This is a genomic window from Reticulibacter mediterranei (genome assembly GCF_016587455.1).
Window position 1 is genome coordinate 2,116,425 of sequence record NZ_BNJK01000002.1, and the last position, 14,386, is coordinate 2,130,810.

Below are 14,386 nucleotides of genomic sequence, written 5' to 3' on the forward strand. Positions count from 1 at the left end.
TGACACAGTTTAGGCGTTGCTAGAGGCAAAACGACGACACATCCTGGTGACGCTGTTTACTGGAATAATGTAGTTGAAGTCGCTGAGCGAGCAATCTCCTCCTTCTATCGTGGTGAGACGGGAGACCAGCGCTTCTCTTTTTTTACAAGTAACTCTCTTCATATAGAGATTGGCACTTCTCTAGCGAGCCACTCGTAGACTTATCCATTTTTGTGCGCTAACTGACAACGCTGTCATGCTTTCCATCCGTCTTTTGCAAGTATACATGAGAAGAACCAAAAAAGCGATTGAAGAGATCGTTTACTGTTATCGTCCTTGTGTCCTGTATTCTTTTCTTTGTTAATCTTGCTGCAAATATCCTGAGATAGAGAGATGATGTTGCTTGTATGCTTTGAAGGAGAGAACTGTGGCGGCAAGCTATCGAAACGGGCCAAAAACGTTTTGCTACGTGGGACTGACCCACCGCCACAGATTTGTTACATTTTTTGCCTCCAATCGTGTCTCTTGTAGGATGAAGAGACACGATCATAATGAGTAGGGCCGATATCTCACAGGAGCCGTGCAATGAGTGAAACACCTCACGAACAGACAGGTTCATCTTGTTCATTGAAAATGATAGGTAGGTTCATTTTCTCTCGTTGCTCTTTCTCATCGCTTGTTCATACAATACAGGTAGACCAGCACGGCTAATTCCATGACGATGAAAAGGAGAGAATTCTATGGCTCGTATCTATGTTTTTGATGTCAACGAAACCCTGCTTGATCTGCATGCCCTCGATCCTCTGTTCGCGGAGACTTTTGGGGATGCATCTGCGCGTCGAGAATGGTTTGCGCAAATGCTCCAACTGGCGTTTGTCTCAACGATCACGAATGAGTACCGCGACTTTGGGACGCTGGGTGCGGCCGCTCTGGAGATGCTCGCTGGCAGGCGCGGCGTCTCGTTGTCGAGGGAGAGACAGGCGAATCTTCTGGGAGGATTACGGCGCTTGCCGCCACATCCCGAGGTTTCCGCAAGCCTGCAACGGTTGCGTGAGGCTGGACTGCGCCTGGTCAGTTTAACAAATTCCACCCTGGCCGTTTCACAGGAGCAGTTGGCCTATGCTGGCTTGGAGAGCTTCTTCGAGCGACAATTCTCTGCTGACACGGTACGCAGGCTCAAACCTGCTCCTGAGCCGTATCAGATGGTTGCTCGCGAACTCGGCGTGCCCCAGGCGTCGCTGTGCCTGGTTGCCGCTCATACGTGGGACATTGCGGGAGCTATCAAGGCTGGTTGTTCCGCAGCCTTTATTGCGCGCCCTGGTATGGTTCTCGATCCGTCAGCTGCGCGCCCTACGTTTGTCGGTGCTGATCTCGCTGAAATCGTTGATCAGTTGCTTGTAGAAGAGAGCAAATAACTAGAGAAGGCAAAGGTTATCATGAGTGCGACGATGTTACGACGATACGGAGCCGAAGTGGTGGGAACCTTTGCCTATGTTTTTTTGGGATGCGGGGTAAAAATCATGCAGAGGAACGATCAAAGAGGAGTTAGCGGTTTTCTGATCTATTTGACGTTTGGTCTGGCGTTGTTTGCGATGACCTATGCTCTGAGCCACATCTCGGCGGCTCCGTTTAATCCTGCCATTACGTTTGGCCTGGCTGTTGCGCGTCGTTTCCCATGGCGCTATGTCGTTCCATACTGGCTCGCTCAAGTCAGCGGGGCGTTGCTTGCAAGCGCGACCCACCTGCTTTTCTTGCCGCAGCAAGCGCAGCAGAACCACTATGGAGCAACGATTCCCACAATTGGAACGTGGCAGGCGTTGGGTATTGAGGCATTGATCACCTTTTTTCTGATGCTGGTGGCGATGTCTACAGCGACCGAGCGGCGTGTGAACCGTGCAGTAGTCGGACTTGCTATTGGATTGACAGTGACGGTCGCTGGTTTTTTTGCTGGTCCCCTGACTGGTGGGAGCATGAATCCTGCTCGCAGCCTGGCACCGGCCATTTTTGCAGGCGGCCTGGCATTGCAGGCGGTCTGGATTTATTGGGTTGGACCTGTGTCAGGAGCGATAGCAGGTGCCTTGCTTTATGAAGTGCTGCGAGGTGGTGAGGCTTATGCGCTGGCAGCTCCCGAACACATCTTTGAGCATCTCAGGCCCCGGAGAAAGCCCTAATTGAGGCGTAATTTAGTAAAAGCTTTAAAATGATATATCTAATATAAATTTGGCAAAAGGCGTAAAATTTTTTGTTCCCCATCGCGGCTTCATTGGCTACGGAAGCAACAGATAGCTCCTGTTTCCTCCGTAACCAATGAAAATTAGGATTTACCTTGAAGCGCTCAGGAAACTGTTAATCAGATTGGCAATTTCATTGGCAGCTGTATCGAGCGCGAAGTGACCCCCATCAACTATATGCACTTCTGCATTGGGCACATCGCGGCGGTATGCTTCTGGTTCAGAAGCATCGAATGAGAGTTCGTATTTCCCCCAGAGAACGAGCAGGCGTGGTTGGATGTTGCGCATCCATTCTTGCCATTTAGGGTAGGAAGCGACGTTGGATTGGTAATCGTAGAACAAATCGCTCTGGATATCTGCCTGGCCTGGCTGGGAAAGGAAGCGGAACTCGTCAGTCCACAGGTCAGGATCGTAGCGTTCGACCTGGGGGTCGTTGCCCACATGTCGTGTACGCGTGGTAGCTAGTGAGAGTAGATTCGAGCGTAACGTTTCCTCGTATCTTGCGCGGTCAGTCCAAAAAGCGCGGCGGATGTTCCAGTTTTCCCCGAGGCCGCTATCATGCGCGACGGCATCCTGAACGATCAGCGCTTGCACGCGCTCGGGGTGCGCCAGAGCCATGCGGAAACCAACTGGCCCGCCGTAGTCTTGCATGTAGAGGCTGTATTGTGTCAGGCCGAGCTTCTCGGTGAAGTGTTCTATCACCGTCGTAATGTGGTCGAAGGTGTAGGAAAATTGGGTATGATCGGGCCAATCGCTGTGGCCGAAACCTGGATAATCAGGAGCTATCAGGTAATAGCGGTCGGACAAGCGCTGCAATAGCGGCTCATACATCCGCGAAGAAGAAGGCAGACCGTGAAGCAACAGGAGGACTGGGGCGTCTTTGGTCCCCGCCTCCCGGTAGAAGATGGACAAGCCATCGACCTGCATGGTGCGATAAGATACAGGGGGAATCATAGCATGCTCCTTTGAGTGGTATTAAGCCAGAACTCGCTCTAGATAAGATATGAGTTTGCGCTACCCTTCTTTCATTTGAAGGGCGTGTACGCTTCGCCGAAGTGATGAGAGAGAATATGGCTTTGCTCATCATCCCCCTGACCCCACAGGAGGAAGAGCACAATGATCGGTCGAACACAGGAATACAGAGAGACACAATGACAAAAGTCTTACCCGCTCATGATTGTGTCCTTTGTGTGAACTGCTGTCAAGCAGAAGTGTATCTTACTGCTCAGGGAACGATGACGATCCTTTTTCCATAAAGGGTCCGCTGCCATGCTTTAGCGATATCTTTCAGAGGGACTTCCTCAATTTCGATATGCAGCGTGTCCTCTTTTATCCATTCCCATACCTGCTGTACTGCTTCGGGGACGACTTCAGGCGGAATATTGCCAGCGCCAGTCATTTCCACGCCAGATGTTCTGAGTGCCTGAGCGGAAAGGGAGATGTGGGAGCCTGCTGCCTCCCCTATCTGAACAAAACGCGTTCTATGGGTGGCAAATCCAGCCTCTTTGGGAATCAGAGTGTTCAGAAGGAGTTCTGTGGGGTGGCTCCAGAGAAAATCTAGAATAACATCATACGGTCAAAGTTTTCCAGGACAACGGCCCGGACTTCAATAAGCGTATCGCCTTGCTCAAGGACTGGATTGGGAAACGTTTCGTAGCCGGGGATATCCCCAAATGCGTGAATAACGGCTGCTTTCATGCTATCCTCTTTAAAAACGAGCCTCTAACAGTGTTAGACTAACACTGTTAGATTACCACTGCTAGAGCGAGATGTCAAGTGGTACAATAGCGCTATGGGATTACAAAAAGAAACGATCGTGACAAAAGCGCTTGAGATCCTCAACCGGGACGGCTTAGAGGGAGTGACGCTGCGGCGTGTGGCTGCTGAGTTGCAGGTGAAGGCGGCCTCTCTGTACTGGCACGTGCAGAATAAGCGTGAGTTATTGGATGAGATGGCCGAGGTGATGTTGCGCACTCGATTGAGCAGTTATGACCCGCCTGATAAGAGCATCCCCTGGCAAACCTGGCTTGTGGATATCGCCAACAGGCTGCGAGACGCGTTGCTGGCATACCGCGATGGAGGATTAGTTGTCGCCGGAGTCAATCCCAATCGAGCGAAAACCTTCGCCAGACTGGGAGCATTTCTCCTGACAACATTGCATCAAACGTATGGCCTGGAGCTTGAAAGTGCTGGTATCCTGTGTACCACCGTCCTGCTCTATACGTGGGCATCGGTGATCGAAGAGCAGACATCGCCCCCAATGGAAGAAATCGTGCGCAAAGGACCAGCGATCCAGCAGTATTTGTCGGAAGCGATGCTTCAGGAATTGTCACAGCTCAATAGACGACCTGAGCGGACAACAACAAGTTTTTTCAATCAAGGGTTGCAACTGATCATTGCTGGAGCTGAGAAAACCTGGCAGGAACGTACGCAAACGCTCTGACTGTATGCGAAACTTGCTGTCCTGAAAACCTGCATTGAAAGACAGAAGAACTTCTATTTACCCTCAAGAGATGATGGAACAGGTTGGGTCGGAAGATCAGCACTGTGCTTTGCACGCTTTAACCACGAGGGCATAAGCACCTGCTTGCGCCGCACAGCCAGGGTCAGGAGAATAGCACCTGCCACAAGACAGGTTATAAGTGCAAGTACCCCCGCCTCTGGCCCGAAGGTTCCTCCAGTCAAGATGGCTGGCCCACTGACGGTTGAGGTGATGAAGGTTTTTCCTGCTCCAATACCAGATACTGATGTACCAAAGAACGGTCCCTCGAAGAAATTCCAGGCCCAGTGAATGCCTACTGCTAGCCAGAGGTTGCGTGTGAGTACATACGCAGCTCCCAGCATGATTCCCCCTTCAAGAGCAATCGCGAGCGCCCCAAACACGGTCGCACCCGGGTTTGTGAGATGCATCATACCGAAAAGGATTGCGCTGAGAAGAAGCGCGACCCATGTACCTAGCGTGCGCTCCAGGAGACGAAAGATGATTCCCCGAAAGATTCCTTCCTCAACAAGGGCCACCATCAGGTGGATTCCCAATCCTTGCAATATCACGACCACTGCGACCGAAACTGGCGCGATAGAGGTTACGTGATACCACCCGACCTGCGCGAGGTTGCCAATGACTGTGCCCTGCAAGATTGCTCCCACCACGAAACCGATGAGAAGATAGCGTCCAAGACGATGTGTGGACAGTCCAAGATCGGCGAAAGGGCGGCGCTCAATCCAGAAGCGTGCGAGCAGGAAAGTTACTGCCACTCCCACAAGGAGCATACTCTCTTCTATGGTCGGCACGATTGAGGATGGTATCTGGAGAGCGGAGGCAAAGAAACTGATAAGTCCAGCAATTATTGCCAGAAAAAGTAATTCAATAATGAGTTGAATAAGAGAGAAGGAAAAAAGACGACGAAAAAAAGTCATGGCAGCATTCCTTTGCGTATTTTATTTGCGATTTCCCTGTGGGATTTACACTATAGCATAACCTGTTCTTACCTGGCAAAACATGTATTATTTTGCTAGTACTTGTAGCACAAGACTCAGGTTGGTCCTGATCATTTACAATATGGATCATGGTGCTTGCGTCTTGCTGTCCTGAAACTTGCACTGCCGCAGCGTTGGATAGCCTGTTCTGCCAATATACAAGCCGCCTTTCCAGTTGAAGAAGGTCTCGCAGCCTTCAAAGGTGCCGGCCCCGTAGTCAAAGACATAAATACCAACATCTTTGCCGTTGTGGATCATGCAGCGAATTAAAATAGGGGTGCCTCTTGTTTTGACGCTGACACCTGGATAGACGTTGGCATATATATCACAGCTCTCGAAGGTGCCAGCGCCCATATCCAGCACGGAGATGCCGTTGCCTTTGTTATCATGTATCTTGCAGCGGCGCACCATCGGGACACCCCTTGTTTTGACGTTGATCCCCGGAAGAGTATTAGCGAAAATATCGCAATCTTCGAAGGAGCCGGCCCCCTGATCGTAGACAGAGATGCCGTTGCCTTTGCCATCGTAGATTTTGCAGCGACGTACAAGGGGAGAGCCTCCCGATTGAACGGCGATCCCATCAGCCGCGTTGGCGAAAATATCGCAATCTTCGAAGGAGCCGGCACCACGTTCATATACATAGACGCCGCTTTGCTTGCCATCATGGATGGTGCAGAAGCGTACAATGGGCATGCCGCCGGTTTTGACCACGACCTCTGGATAGGTATTGGAGAAAATATCACAATGCTCGAATGTGCCGCCCCCTTGCTCACTTACATGAATGCCGTTTTCTTTGCCATGATGGATTGTACAGTGACGGACGACGGGCGCGCCTTTGCTCTGGACGCTGATTCCTGGATAGGCGTTGGCATAAATATCGCACTGTTCAAAGGTGCCAGCACCCTGCTCCTGAACAAAAATACCACTTTGTCGGCCATTGTGTATCTTGCAACGCCGTACGGTGGGCGCACCATCTTTTTTGATATAGATGCCTGCATTGGCATTGGAGAAGATATCGCAATCTTCAAAGGTGCCGCCCCCTTGCTTGAGGACAAAGACGCCGCTTTGTTGGCCGTGATTAATCTTGCAGCGGCGTATAGTCGGAGCACCTTTGGTTGTGACGGAGATCCCGTCAGAGGCGTTGTCGAAAATATCGCAGTCTTCAAACGTTCCGGCTCCCTCTTCTAACACAAAAATACCGCTGCCTTTGCCATGATGGATTTTGCAGTTGCGTACAAAAGGTGTGCCCCCCGTTTTGACCACGATCCCCGGGTAGACGTTGGCACGGATATCACAGTTTTCGATGCTGCCAGCCCCTTGCTCAGAGATGAGGATGCCTTCTTGCCTGCCATCGTGAATGACACAGCGTTGTACGATGGGGCGAGCATCCTGGGTGTGAATGTGGATGCAGGCTCCAGAATGAGAAGTAATGTCACACTCGCTCATCACCAACTGGCCCTGTTCGATGTCTACAGCCGGTTTCTTGGGGGCATGCCCTTGCATGGTGAGACCCTGTACCAGTGCAATCACATTGCTTGCCATACGCAGGCAACTGTCCTGCTGGCCCATCAGCACGACCTGTTCACGTGGCCCATCTCCGACCAGTTCCACCTGCTTCTCTATCACTACACTCTCCAGGTAGATCCCCGGTCGGATCAGGATGCGCGTCTTCTCCGGCACCCGTCGTACAGCCTCGCTAATGTTGGTGTACGTTCCTCCGCTCGGTGCCACGATCACGATATTGCCGCCACCTCCCGTTTGATGGTTCTGTGTGGTGACGGTGGTAATAGAGAGCGATGAAGTGCCAGGTGCCGCTGTTTGCTGATCTTCCTGTAAGCCCTCTTTGACTTCCTGGATCGTTTGAGGGCGCTGCTCTGGCGCGATCTGGATCATGCGTTGAATCAGAGCCGATACAGTTGCTCCTCCAGGTTCGCTCTCTAACTGAGTGAGCGGGGCGAACTGGAATGGAGTCTCGGCGGGATCGCGCCCTGAAAGCAGGTGATGCATGGTTGCTCCCAGGCTGTAAATATCGCTTAGCGTGGTAGACTGTGCTCGTCCATATTGCTCTGGTGCTGCATAGCCCGGCGATCCCAACGCTACAGTGTCTTTCGACTGTCCAGGTTTGAAGAGGCGAGCGATGCCAAAGTCGATCAGATAGATATGTTCTTCGCCTGTGACCATGATATTGGCGGGTTTGAGATCACGAAAGATGATCGGCGGCGTCTGGCTGTGTAAATGGGTCAATACTGTGCAGAGTTGTCGAGCCAGAGGGAGCACCTGTTTCAGGGAGAGCTTGCCTCCTTGCGCCTGTTCAATCCGCTCCTCCAGCGTTTGTCCGTTGATATAGTCCATCACCATATACCAGCGTTGTTGCTGCTTGAAATGGTCATAAATACGAGGCAGGTTTGGGTGGGTCAGACCTGCCAGGAGCATGGCCTCCTGTTGAAACGAGGCGATGGCTTGTTGACTCTCCTGGGGATCGAGCGGCTGGGAACCGGTGGCGTGCAGGCTCATCTCTTTGATGACGCGAGGGGCAGTATTGAAGACCAGATCCTCTACCAGATAGACAGCGCTGAAGCCTCCCTGTCCGATCTTGCGTACAATGCGGTAGCGCCCGTTGAGCAGAGCCGTTGGTTCAAGCAGGCCCGTCGCATGAGTGAGGGCAGGTAGTACAGTTGTTACGTTGGGAGAAGCAGGGGAGGGTGCAGGCAGGGGATTGCCACACTGGAAACAGAACTTACTCGTACTCCGATTGGCCGTGCCACATTGATCGCAGAAGCGTCCTCCATTAACATTCATCATTTCACACTCCAACAAAGATCGCACTCAGGTAGGAGGCTACGCTCCACTCTTCAGATTCAATATCTTTTATGCTATAGTGTAGCATAAAAGGGCGAATTTAAGCAATATATCATCAGTCCTATTGATGCATTCAAAATTGATAGAGGGCGGCAGAACACTCAACTAGTAGTCGCGATTATCGGGATCAGAGGCCCAGGCCACTGCCTCATCTGCTCGGTTAATCCAGAAGGGAACACGCAGAAAGTGCCGTTGCTGCGTTGAGGCATCTTGCACCTGGACATAGTGAACCACGCACTCAGGATCATCTTCGTCGATACAGACCGCAATCAACTTCCCTTGGACCCCTTTATCAATCCATTTGCCGCCGAGCATTTCTACAAAGCGATCATCGCTGAGCCGCTCCTGAATGACCAGTCTTACAGCATCTGATGCATGCATCCAGTCCTCTTTGGTGATCGCTTCAGGATGTACAATGAGTTTCTCCGGCACATGCACGCCATGCCAGGCAAAGAACCCCCATCCATCACGATACGCTACACACCTACCAGAAGCATGATGAAGCCGGCTTTGCTCGTCACGTTCGAGCAGAATCGGCTTGCGTACCAGCCAGGCCTCTTTGCTTCCCAGTCGAAAGCCACTCACCATCTCATTGAAGCTTGCCCAATGGATCAGAGCATTCTCCTGGAAGACTTCATGGAAGAAGCGATAAAAGGCATGCCAGCATGCGTCATAGTAGGCACACACACTTGCCTGCGTCAGATCATGGACGTACTCCCCCACACCTTCCCTCTCCCTGGGGTCTATGTTGGCCCATATGCTCTTCCCTCTGTTAGAACTCTGGCGAATTTGCTGAATCAAGTCTCGAAAGGGAGCCGTATTGCCTGAAAATAGCAACGGCGTGAAAGATAGGCTAGCCTTTTTCCCACCTTGAGCAAATGTGCGTAAGTTTCCTATGTGTGCATCCATGCTATCCCACGCGATGTCTGCTATCTGCCACAGGATCTGCCCCAGGCCGGTCATCATGCTGTTTTCCATGCTCTTATACACGCTCGCCCATACGTTCTTGTTTACGCTTCCCAACAGGTCGTTCATCACACTGGATCTCACGTTCTGGTGCATGTTTCCAACGATGTACTTCCACTCGTTGTTATCCATTACGCAGGCCAGTACAAAAGGGATCGGGGAATCAAACCAGCGAATCGTGTCAGGTGGGTGGAACCCGGCCACTCGATACGCCTCCCGCAGATGCATCTCTGCCTCTTGCTCATCAATAGCGGTTGGAGTGAGCATGCGAGTAATCCGCTCTTGTGTGAATTGCCTGGCATACTCCTCTTGTTCCGAAGTCAAACACTGCTGGCCCTGGACGATCTTGGGACAGGGTGGCATCCTCTCGCTGTCTTTGGTCATCAGTCATACACCTCCCGAATCGCAAGAAGATCACCTTGTCGATACATCTTTTCGGTCATCTATCTTTCCTTTCTCTCAACGCTTTATGCTATGATGTATTCGTTCGGTTGGTCGTCCTTGAATGATACCCGCAACCCGGGTCACACTGCCGGGCGGTACGTGCTCATTTGATTTTTCTAGATGAGGCAGAGCCGTAATGAAATAATGCTGGTAATCCTCTGGATGGATGTGCTCCGGACTTTCAACAAGCGTCAAGATATAGTGAAATCTGGAAACTGTAGCGTGTCCCTGGCTGATCATTTCAGCCACACGCCTGTTGAAGTCATATCCATTTTTGCCAGTGATCAATTTCTGTTCAATATACAATGTATTCGTGACCAGTCCAACAGCCAGTGGAGGGAGGCGATCAAGAACCTGGAGAAAGCGCAAATGGGGTGGGGCGAACCATCTTTGCGGGGGGAAATCAGACCAGTCAAACTGCTCATCGGCAAGGGAGCGATGTTTGGAGAGAGAGAGCCAGTGCCAGGGGACCAGCAATTGTATACAACGACTAAATTGATCGGTATGTACTCCCAATATCCACTGATCGCCATAAGTAAACGGGTCAACGTGATAGCACTTCTCGACATATTGTAGATAGAGGTCATCCAATAATGCGCGAACCGATGGATAGGCCGTGTATCTCATGGCGGCGATCTCGCCATCTTTGAGTTCGATGTAGACGTAATCCTGCCGCAGATCTTCTATTATCTCCTGTTTCCAGTCTTCAGATACTAAAGGATACAGGTCAACTATGCTGTGATATTCCTTGATTGCTTCTTTCGGTAGCAGACAATACCGGGGTGAGCGATCCTCGATAATCGCATGCAGCTTTTTGACAAGTTGTTGCAACCCTGTTGCATAGTGTGAATCGCGAACGTCGATATATTGTGTATCGCTCAGACTCAGAGGAACACATTCGATCCAGGTATCGCCCTCTACCCAGAGGGGAAGCACCTCAAGCTGGCGACTGGCTGCCAGGTGAAGCTCTCCACGCACATACGGGCCTTCTTTAGCGTGAGGTGATGCAATAACGACCACTGCCAGGGAGCTATTCATCGCATCGCGAATCGCCTGTTCCCAGATGTGTGTTCCCGGTTCCAGTTGGTCATCCATCCAGGTTGCAATTCCCGCAGCCTCTAAATCGTTCCTGACGTTGTGCGCGACAGCCTCGTCTTTGTGGGAATAAGAGATGAAGGCGTATTCTCGTTTCAGCACTTCAGGCATTTCTCTATTCCTTCCTGATTACAATGCAATCATTTCTTCATGAATGCGTCAAAATATTCTCTATAATGAAGAACGTAGAGCTATAGAATTTTCAAACTTCTCATGCTAACTTCTCGCTATGTGCGTTCTTTTGGTGGTGCCAACTGTTCGGCAAGCCAGCCGAGTATCCCGGGTGTGCTGCGGTCGCCGATGACGATCTCGCGGAGCGCGTGCGCCGTCTCTCGCGGGACTGGCCCTCCATGTGCCAGTTGATTGCGCTTCTCTTTGATCTGTTCCGTATCGAGTCGCTGGATGCGCAGCCTCAAAGCTTCGGGATCACAGGCCGATTGGATGGCAAGCGTACGAAAAATGGTCCAGATGGCACCCTTTCCCTTTAATATAGCGATCATAATGTCGTAATAGAGGGAGATCGGGCAGAGCACTCTTTGCGAAAAAGAGGCGAAACTGGCCGCGAAAGAGCGGCATATCGGCATGCAGCAGGAGACGGATCACACGTCTCTGCAAGCGTTGCGAGCGTGTGTCCTGCACGTCTCCAGGCTGATCTGTGAGCATAGCTGCCCCTCCTTTCTGCTTACAGCCCTCGCTCGGCTTTAAACACGCGTAAGCGGCGTATAAATTGTGGCAATGTTGGATGCTCATGGTCCAGATGGAAGAGCTGCTGCAAAGTGGCGTTTGTCATGGTTGGCTGATCCAGCGCCACAATGCGCTCGATATCGGCATCGGAGAGATACAAGATGCCATTATCATCGACGATAGTGCTAAAAGCTCGCAACTGACCGTAGAGCCGTTGGGGAGCGCTGGCAAGCTCATTGAGTTGTTGATGATAGGTGTCGGCGAAGCTCTCCGGTGGCGTGGTCAGATACAGGAACAACGTTTCGATCTCGTCGGGGAGCAAGACCTGGAGTTGATCGACGATAGTATCGCACAGGGCGGCATCGAGAGCGCCGCACCATGCCTCGTATGTCTTATAGTCTTGCAGGATGCCAGCGATGAGCATGTGGCGGATCAGACCGATGGCCTGGGCCGTTCCCAACGGGCGATAGATGCGGATAATCTCGAAGATGTGCCACGCGGCTCTAAAAGCGGCGGGAAAGGGCGCGTTTTCATCTTCCCACAGCAGCTCGTATTGCCCCGACGCGTCGGCTTCGATAGCAACCGTCCCATCCCAGGAGAGCGCGTCGGCATCGACGCTGATCGCCTGGCTGAGATGGCTCACTTTTTTGAGCGCTTTATAGAGCACGATGCCCTGTTCGGCGCTGCGTTGCGCACGCGTTGGAGGTAGGATCTCGACAAACGAGAAGCGACGTTTAAGCGCCTCGCTGATCTGGTTGAGGTAGTGACGATCAAAGCTATTGAGCGTGCCGATGATGCGAAAATCTTGCGGGATAGGAAGTTCCGCGCTGCCATTATCGATCGGGACGCGCAGCACGTCGTTGCCGCCCAGAGCCGTCAGTGCATCGCCGAGGGCGAGATCGATCGGGGCGCGATTGAACTCGTCGATAACCAGCCATTGCCCTTTAAACGTCTGTAGCGTCCCGCGCTCGGTTCCAGCCGGGGTGGTAATGCGGGTACGGTGCAGGGTGAGCGTGCTCCACTCCTCTGGCTGGTTGCCATCAAACGACCAGTTTTTCAAAATTGTGGCGGTCAGGTGCCCATATTGCACTTTATAGCTGACTGTGCCGTTGATAGTTTGCGGGACGATGCTACTGATGAGCGTGCGCGGACTCCAATCATCGGTGGCTGTGACCATGCGCGTGGTATAGGCGGTTTCGCGGCTCAGAGCCGGGTCGTCGTCCTGCTCGCCATCGTCTGTTTTGCTCTGCCACAGGATTTCGGGGATCAGGCGGGCCAGTTCAGTCTTTCCGGTTCCAGGCGGGCCGGTGAGGATGACGTGTCCCGCCAGCAGCGCGTGATAGATGCGCCTGACAAGCTGTTCGTCAACCAGAATGTGACGCTGCACTTCCTGGATAAGCTGGATGAGCAGCGGCTCCGGCGTTGGTAGCAGCGGTTCGTGGGGGATGAGCAGCTTGCTCATGCGTGCTTCGGCCTCGGTTTTCTCAGCTGTAGAGGGTGGTGGATCGAGCGTCTCTTCATCCTCGCTTGCAACTGTAGTGCCGGTGAGCGTTTGAGTTAAGAGATTGGTGCCGTCTTTTTCAGCCACCAGGGTATTTTCGGGGAGTGCAGAGGATTGCCAGTGCTCCCCTACCCAGTAGCAAAAGGACTCAAACCAATAGTTGGTGCCATCTTGCAACTCTGGGACATGCCTTATCAGGTAATCAACAATCTCGTTCACTGCTTCATGATGGGTCGTCGTTCTGATCTCAACGTTAGTTGTGCTGAGTGCCAGATCAGGAGGAGTGGAAACAGCTCCTGTGGCCATGAGCCTGTGGAGACCTTTTCGCAGACTCGTGTAGTAGATAATAGAGCGTGGAGTTGGATCAAGCCAGAAGGCAAGGAGCGAGATGATAAAAGGACTTCTACTGGGCGCAACGATCATGCCACTGGATTTGCCTGCTCTCCTTAGTCGGTCTTGTTCGGCAAGTAAAAATTCATAGAACACTTCAATACATTGACCAACAGTGATAGCATTTAATCCCTGTAATATAATACGAAAGCGCAGATCAACATTAGAATCTGGACCGTTATGATATTTATTCAAGTTGTTGAGTTGGACCATAAAGCCCATTCCCGTTGCTCCCCAATCTTCTCCTGTTCGTAGCTCCATATCTAATAGAGAGCGAAATGTTTCCAGGTTACTTCTGCCACGTATAAATTGTTGAACAGTTTCTTGAAGCATAGGTAAGCTTTCGTCTCGCCTCCTTGCCAATTCTAATCTATCTGCCTGAAAATCTTTATCAGCTAAATATGCTTCTACAATTTCATCTAATGTTACTACCATAACATATTTATCCTATCTATTCGGCAGGCCGAACCGTGTAGCGTGTTGTCGTCGAGGCTGATGTGTTCGGCACACAGTGGGGTCTTCTCAATCGTCGTGGCTTCCGGCTCGACCTCCCAGATCACCTGCAACTCTTCGCCGAGGGCGTCATCCTCAACGGAAGAGAGCGTAATCAGGTGTTGGGTGCGCCGATTGGAGAGCACGGGGGTGGTAAGCAGATCGATTGGTAGATAACTCTGGACGATATCGAGGACAACATAGCGGCGGCAGCGCACATCCACCAGTTGTCCCGGTTCTGGAACACGTAGCAGACCACTCAAAGATC

At 51.8% G+C, this 14,386-nt stretch carries 14 protein-coding genes; 3 read left to right on the forward strand and 11 right to left on the reverse strand.

Going from position 1 to position 14,386, the window contains the following annotated elements:
- The first annotated feature begins 719 nt into the window (after nt 1–719).
- Together K3T83_RS47990 and K3T83_RS47995 are read left to right on the forward strand one after the other, a co-directional pair.
- On the forward strand, nt 720–1,394 hold the full coding sequence (locus K3T83_RS47990; protein ID WP_220210253.1) for a haloacid dehalogenase type II: 675 nt from the start codon (nt 720–722) through the stop codon (nt 1,392–1,394).
- A gap of 21 nt (nt 1,395–1,415) precedes the next feature.
- On the forward strand, nt 1,416–2,150 hold the full coding sequence (locus tag K3T83_RS47995) for an MIP/aquaporin family protein (RefSeq protein ID WP_220210254.1): 735 nt from the start codon (nt 1,416–1,418) through the stop codon (nt 2,148–2,150).
- Between the two features lie 150 nt (nt 2,151–2,300).
- On the opposite strand, the gene K3T83_RS48000 is transcribed toward K3T83_RS47995, so the two are convergent.
- The 3 genes from K3T83_RS48000 to K3T83_RS48010 form a co-directional block, all read right to left on the reverse strand.
- Nucleotides 2,301–3,164: an alpha/beta fold hydrolase gene (locus K3T83_RS48000; protein ID WP_220210255.1), complete on the reverse strand. Its 864-nt coding sequence runs from the start codon at nt 3,162–3,164 to the stop codon at nt 2,301–2,303.
- A gap of 271 nt (nt 3,165–3,435) precedes the next feature.
- Nucleotides 3,436–3,615: a hydrogenase maturation nickel metallochaperone HypA gene (locus K3T83_RS48005; protein ID WP_220210256.1), complete on the reverse strand. Its 180-nt coding sequence runs from the start codon at nt 3,613–3,615 to the stop codon at nt 3,436–3,438.
- Nucleotides 3,616–3,767: 152 nt separating this feature from the next.
- Complete coding sequence (locus K3T83_RS48010; RefSeq protein ID WP_220210257.1) at nt 3,768–3,908, reverse strand: hypothetical protein; 141 nt, start codon at nt 3,906–3,908, stop codon at nt 3,768–3,770.
- A gap of 118 nt (nt 3,909–4,026) precedes the next feature.
- Here K3T83_RS48010 and K3T83_RS48015 point away from each other — a divergent pair, with 118 nt between their 5' ends.
- Nucleotides 4,027–4,653 carry a TetR/AcrR family transcriptional regulator C-terminal domain-containing protein gene (locus K3T83_RS48015; protein ID WP_220210258.1) on the forward strand — a complete coding sequence of 209 codons (627 nt, stop codon included), beginning with the start codon at nt 4,027–4,029 and terminating at the stop codon, nt 4,651–4,653.
- Nucleotides 4,654–4,706: 53 nt separating this feature from the next.
- Here K3T83_RS48015 and K3T83_RS48020 read toward each other — a convergent pair whose 3' ends face one another.
- The 8 genes from K3T83_RS48020 to K3T83_RS48055 form a co-directional block, all read right to left on the reverse strand.
- Nucleotides 4,707–5,627 (reverse strand): CPBP family intramembrane glutamic endopeptidase, encoded by a 921-nt coding sequence (locus K3T83_RS48020; RefSeq protein ID WP_220210259.1) that lies wholly within the window; start codon nt 5,625–5,627, stop codon nt 4,707–4,709.
- A 147-nt stretch (nt 5,628–5,774) separates the two neighbouring features.
- Nucleotides 5,775–8,489 carry a right-handed parallel beta-helix repeat-containing protein gene (locus tag K3T83_RS48025; protein WP_220210260.1) on the reverse strand — a complete coding sequence of 905 codons (2,715 nt, stop codon included), beginning with the start codon at nt 8,487–8,489 and terminating at the stop codon, nt 5,775–5,777.
- Nucleotides 8,490–8,651: 162 nt separating this feature from the next.
- A complete protein-coding gene (locus tag K3T83_RS48030; protein ID WP_220210261.1) occupies nt 8,652–9,896 on the reverse strand; it encodes a DUF6745 domain-containing protein in 1,245 nt (414 codons plus the stop codon).
- A gap of 75 nt (nt 9,897–9,971) precedes the next feature.
- Nucleotides 9,972–11,162, reverse strand: coding sequence for a toll/interleukin-1 receptor domain-containing protein (locus K3T83_RS48035; RefSeq protein WP_220210262.1), 1,191 nt, complete (start codon nt 11,160–11,162; stop codon nt 9,972–9,974).
- Between the two features lie 116 nt (nt 11,163–11,278).
- Nucleotides 11,279–11,551, reverse strand: coding sequence for a hypothetical protein (locus K3T83_RS48040; protein ID WP_220210263.1), 273 nt, complete (start codon nt 11,549–11,551; stop codon nt 11,279–11,281).
- Nucleotides 11,478–11,714, reverse strand: coding sequence for a hypothetical protein (locus K3T83_RS48045; RefSeq protein ID WP_220210264.1), 237 nt, complete (start codon nt 11,712–11,714; stop codon nt 11,478–11,480). The genes K3T83_RS48040 and K3T83_RS48045 overlap by 74 nt, the downstream gene beginning before the upstream one ends.
- A gap of 19 nt (nt 11,715–11,733) precedes the next feature.
- The gene (locus K3T83_RS48050) at nt 11,734–14,061 is read right to left on the reverse strand and encodes an AAA family ATPase (protein WP_220210265.1); all 2,328 of its coding nucleotides are present in this window, start codon (nt 14,059–14,061) and stop codon (nt 11,734–11,736) included.
- Nucleotides 14,055–14,381, reverse strand: a complete 327-nt coding sequence (locus tag K3T83_RS48055; RefSeq protein ID WP_220210266.1) for a hypothetical protein — start codon at nt 14,379–14,381, stop codon at nt 14,055–14,057. Before K3T83_RS48055 ends, K3T83_RS48050 begins: the two co-directional genes overlap by 7 nt.
- Nucleotides 14,382–14,386 lie beyond the last annotated feature (5 nt).

Excerpts from the sequence above, each read along its gene's own strand:
- K3T83_RS47990 (WP_220210253.1), top strand. The coding sequence starts at position 720 with ATGGCTCGTATCTATGTTTTTGATGTCAACGAAACCCTGCTTGATCTG.
- K3T83_RS47995 (WP_220210254.1), top strand. The coding sequence starts at position 1,416 with ATGAGTGCGACGATGTTACGACGATACGGAGCCGAAGTGGTGGGAACC.
- K3T83_RS48000 (WP_220210255.1), bottom strand. The coding sequence starts at position 3,164 with ATGATTCCCCCTGTATCTTATCGCACCATGCAGGTCGATGGCTTGTCC.
- K3T83_RS48010 (WP_220210257.1), bottom strand. The coding sequence starts at position 3,908 with ATGAAAGCAGCCGTTATTCACGCATTTGGGGATATCCCCGGCTACGAA.
- K3T83_RS48020 (WP_220210259.1), bottom strand. The coding sequence starts at position 5,627 with ATGACTTTTTTTCGTCGTCTTTTTTCCTTCTCTCTTATTCAACTCATT.
- K3T83_RS48025 (WP_220210260.1), bottom strand. The coding sequence starts at position 8,489 with ATGATGAATGTTAATGGAGGACGCTTCTGCGATCAATGTGGCACGGCC.
- K3T83_RS48030 (WP_220210261.1), bottom strand. The coding sequence starts at position 9,896 with ATGACCAAAGACAGCGAGAGGATGCCACCCTGTCCCAAGATCGTCCAG.
- K3T83_RS48035 (WP_220210262.1), bottom strand. The coding sequence starts at position 11,162 with ATGCCTGAAGTGCTGAAACGAGAATACGCCTTCATCTCTTATTCCCAC.
- K3T83_RS48040 (WP_220210263.1), bottom strand. The coding sequence starts at position 11,551 with ATGATCGCTATATTAAAGGGAAAGGGTGCCATCTGGACCATTTTTCGT.
- K3T83_RS48045 (WP_220210264.1), bottom strand. The coding sequence starts at position 11,714 with ATGCTCACAGATCAGCCTGGAGACGTGCAGGACACACGCTCGCAACGC.
- K3T83_RS48050 (WP_220210265.1), bottom strand. The coding sequence starts at position 14,061 with ATGGTAGTAACATTAGATGAAATTGTAGAAGCATATTTAGCTGATAAA.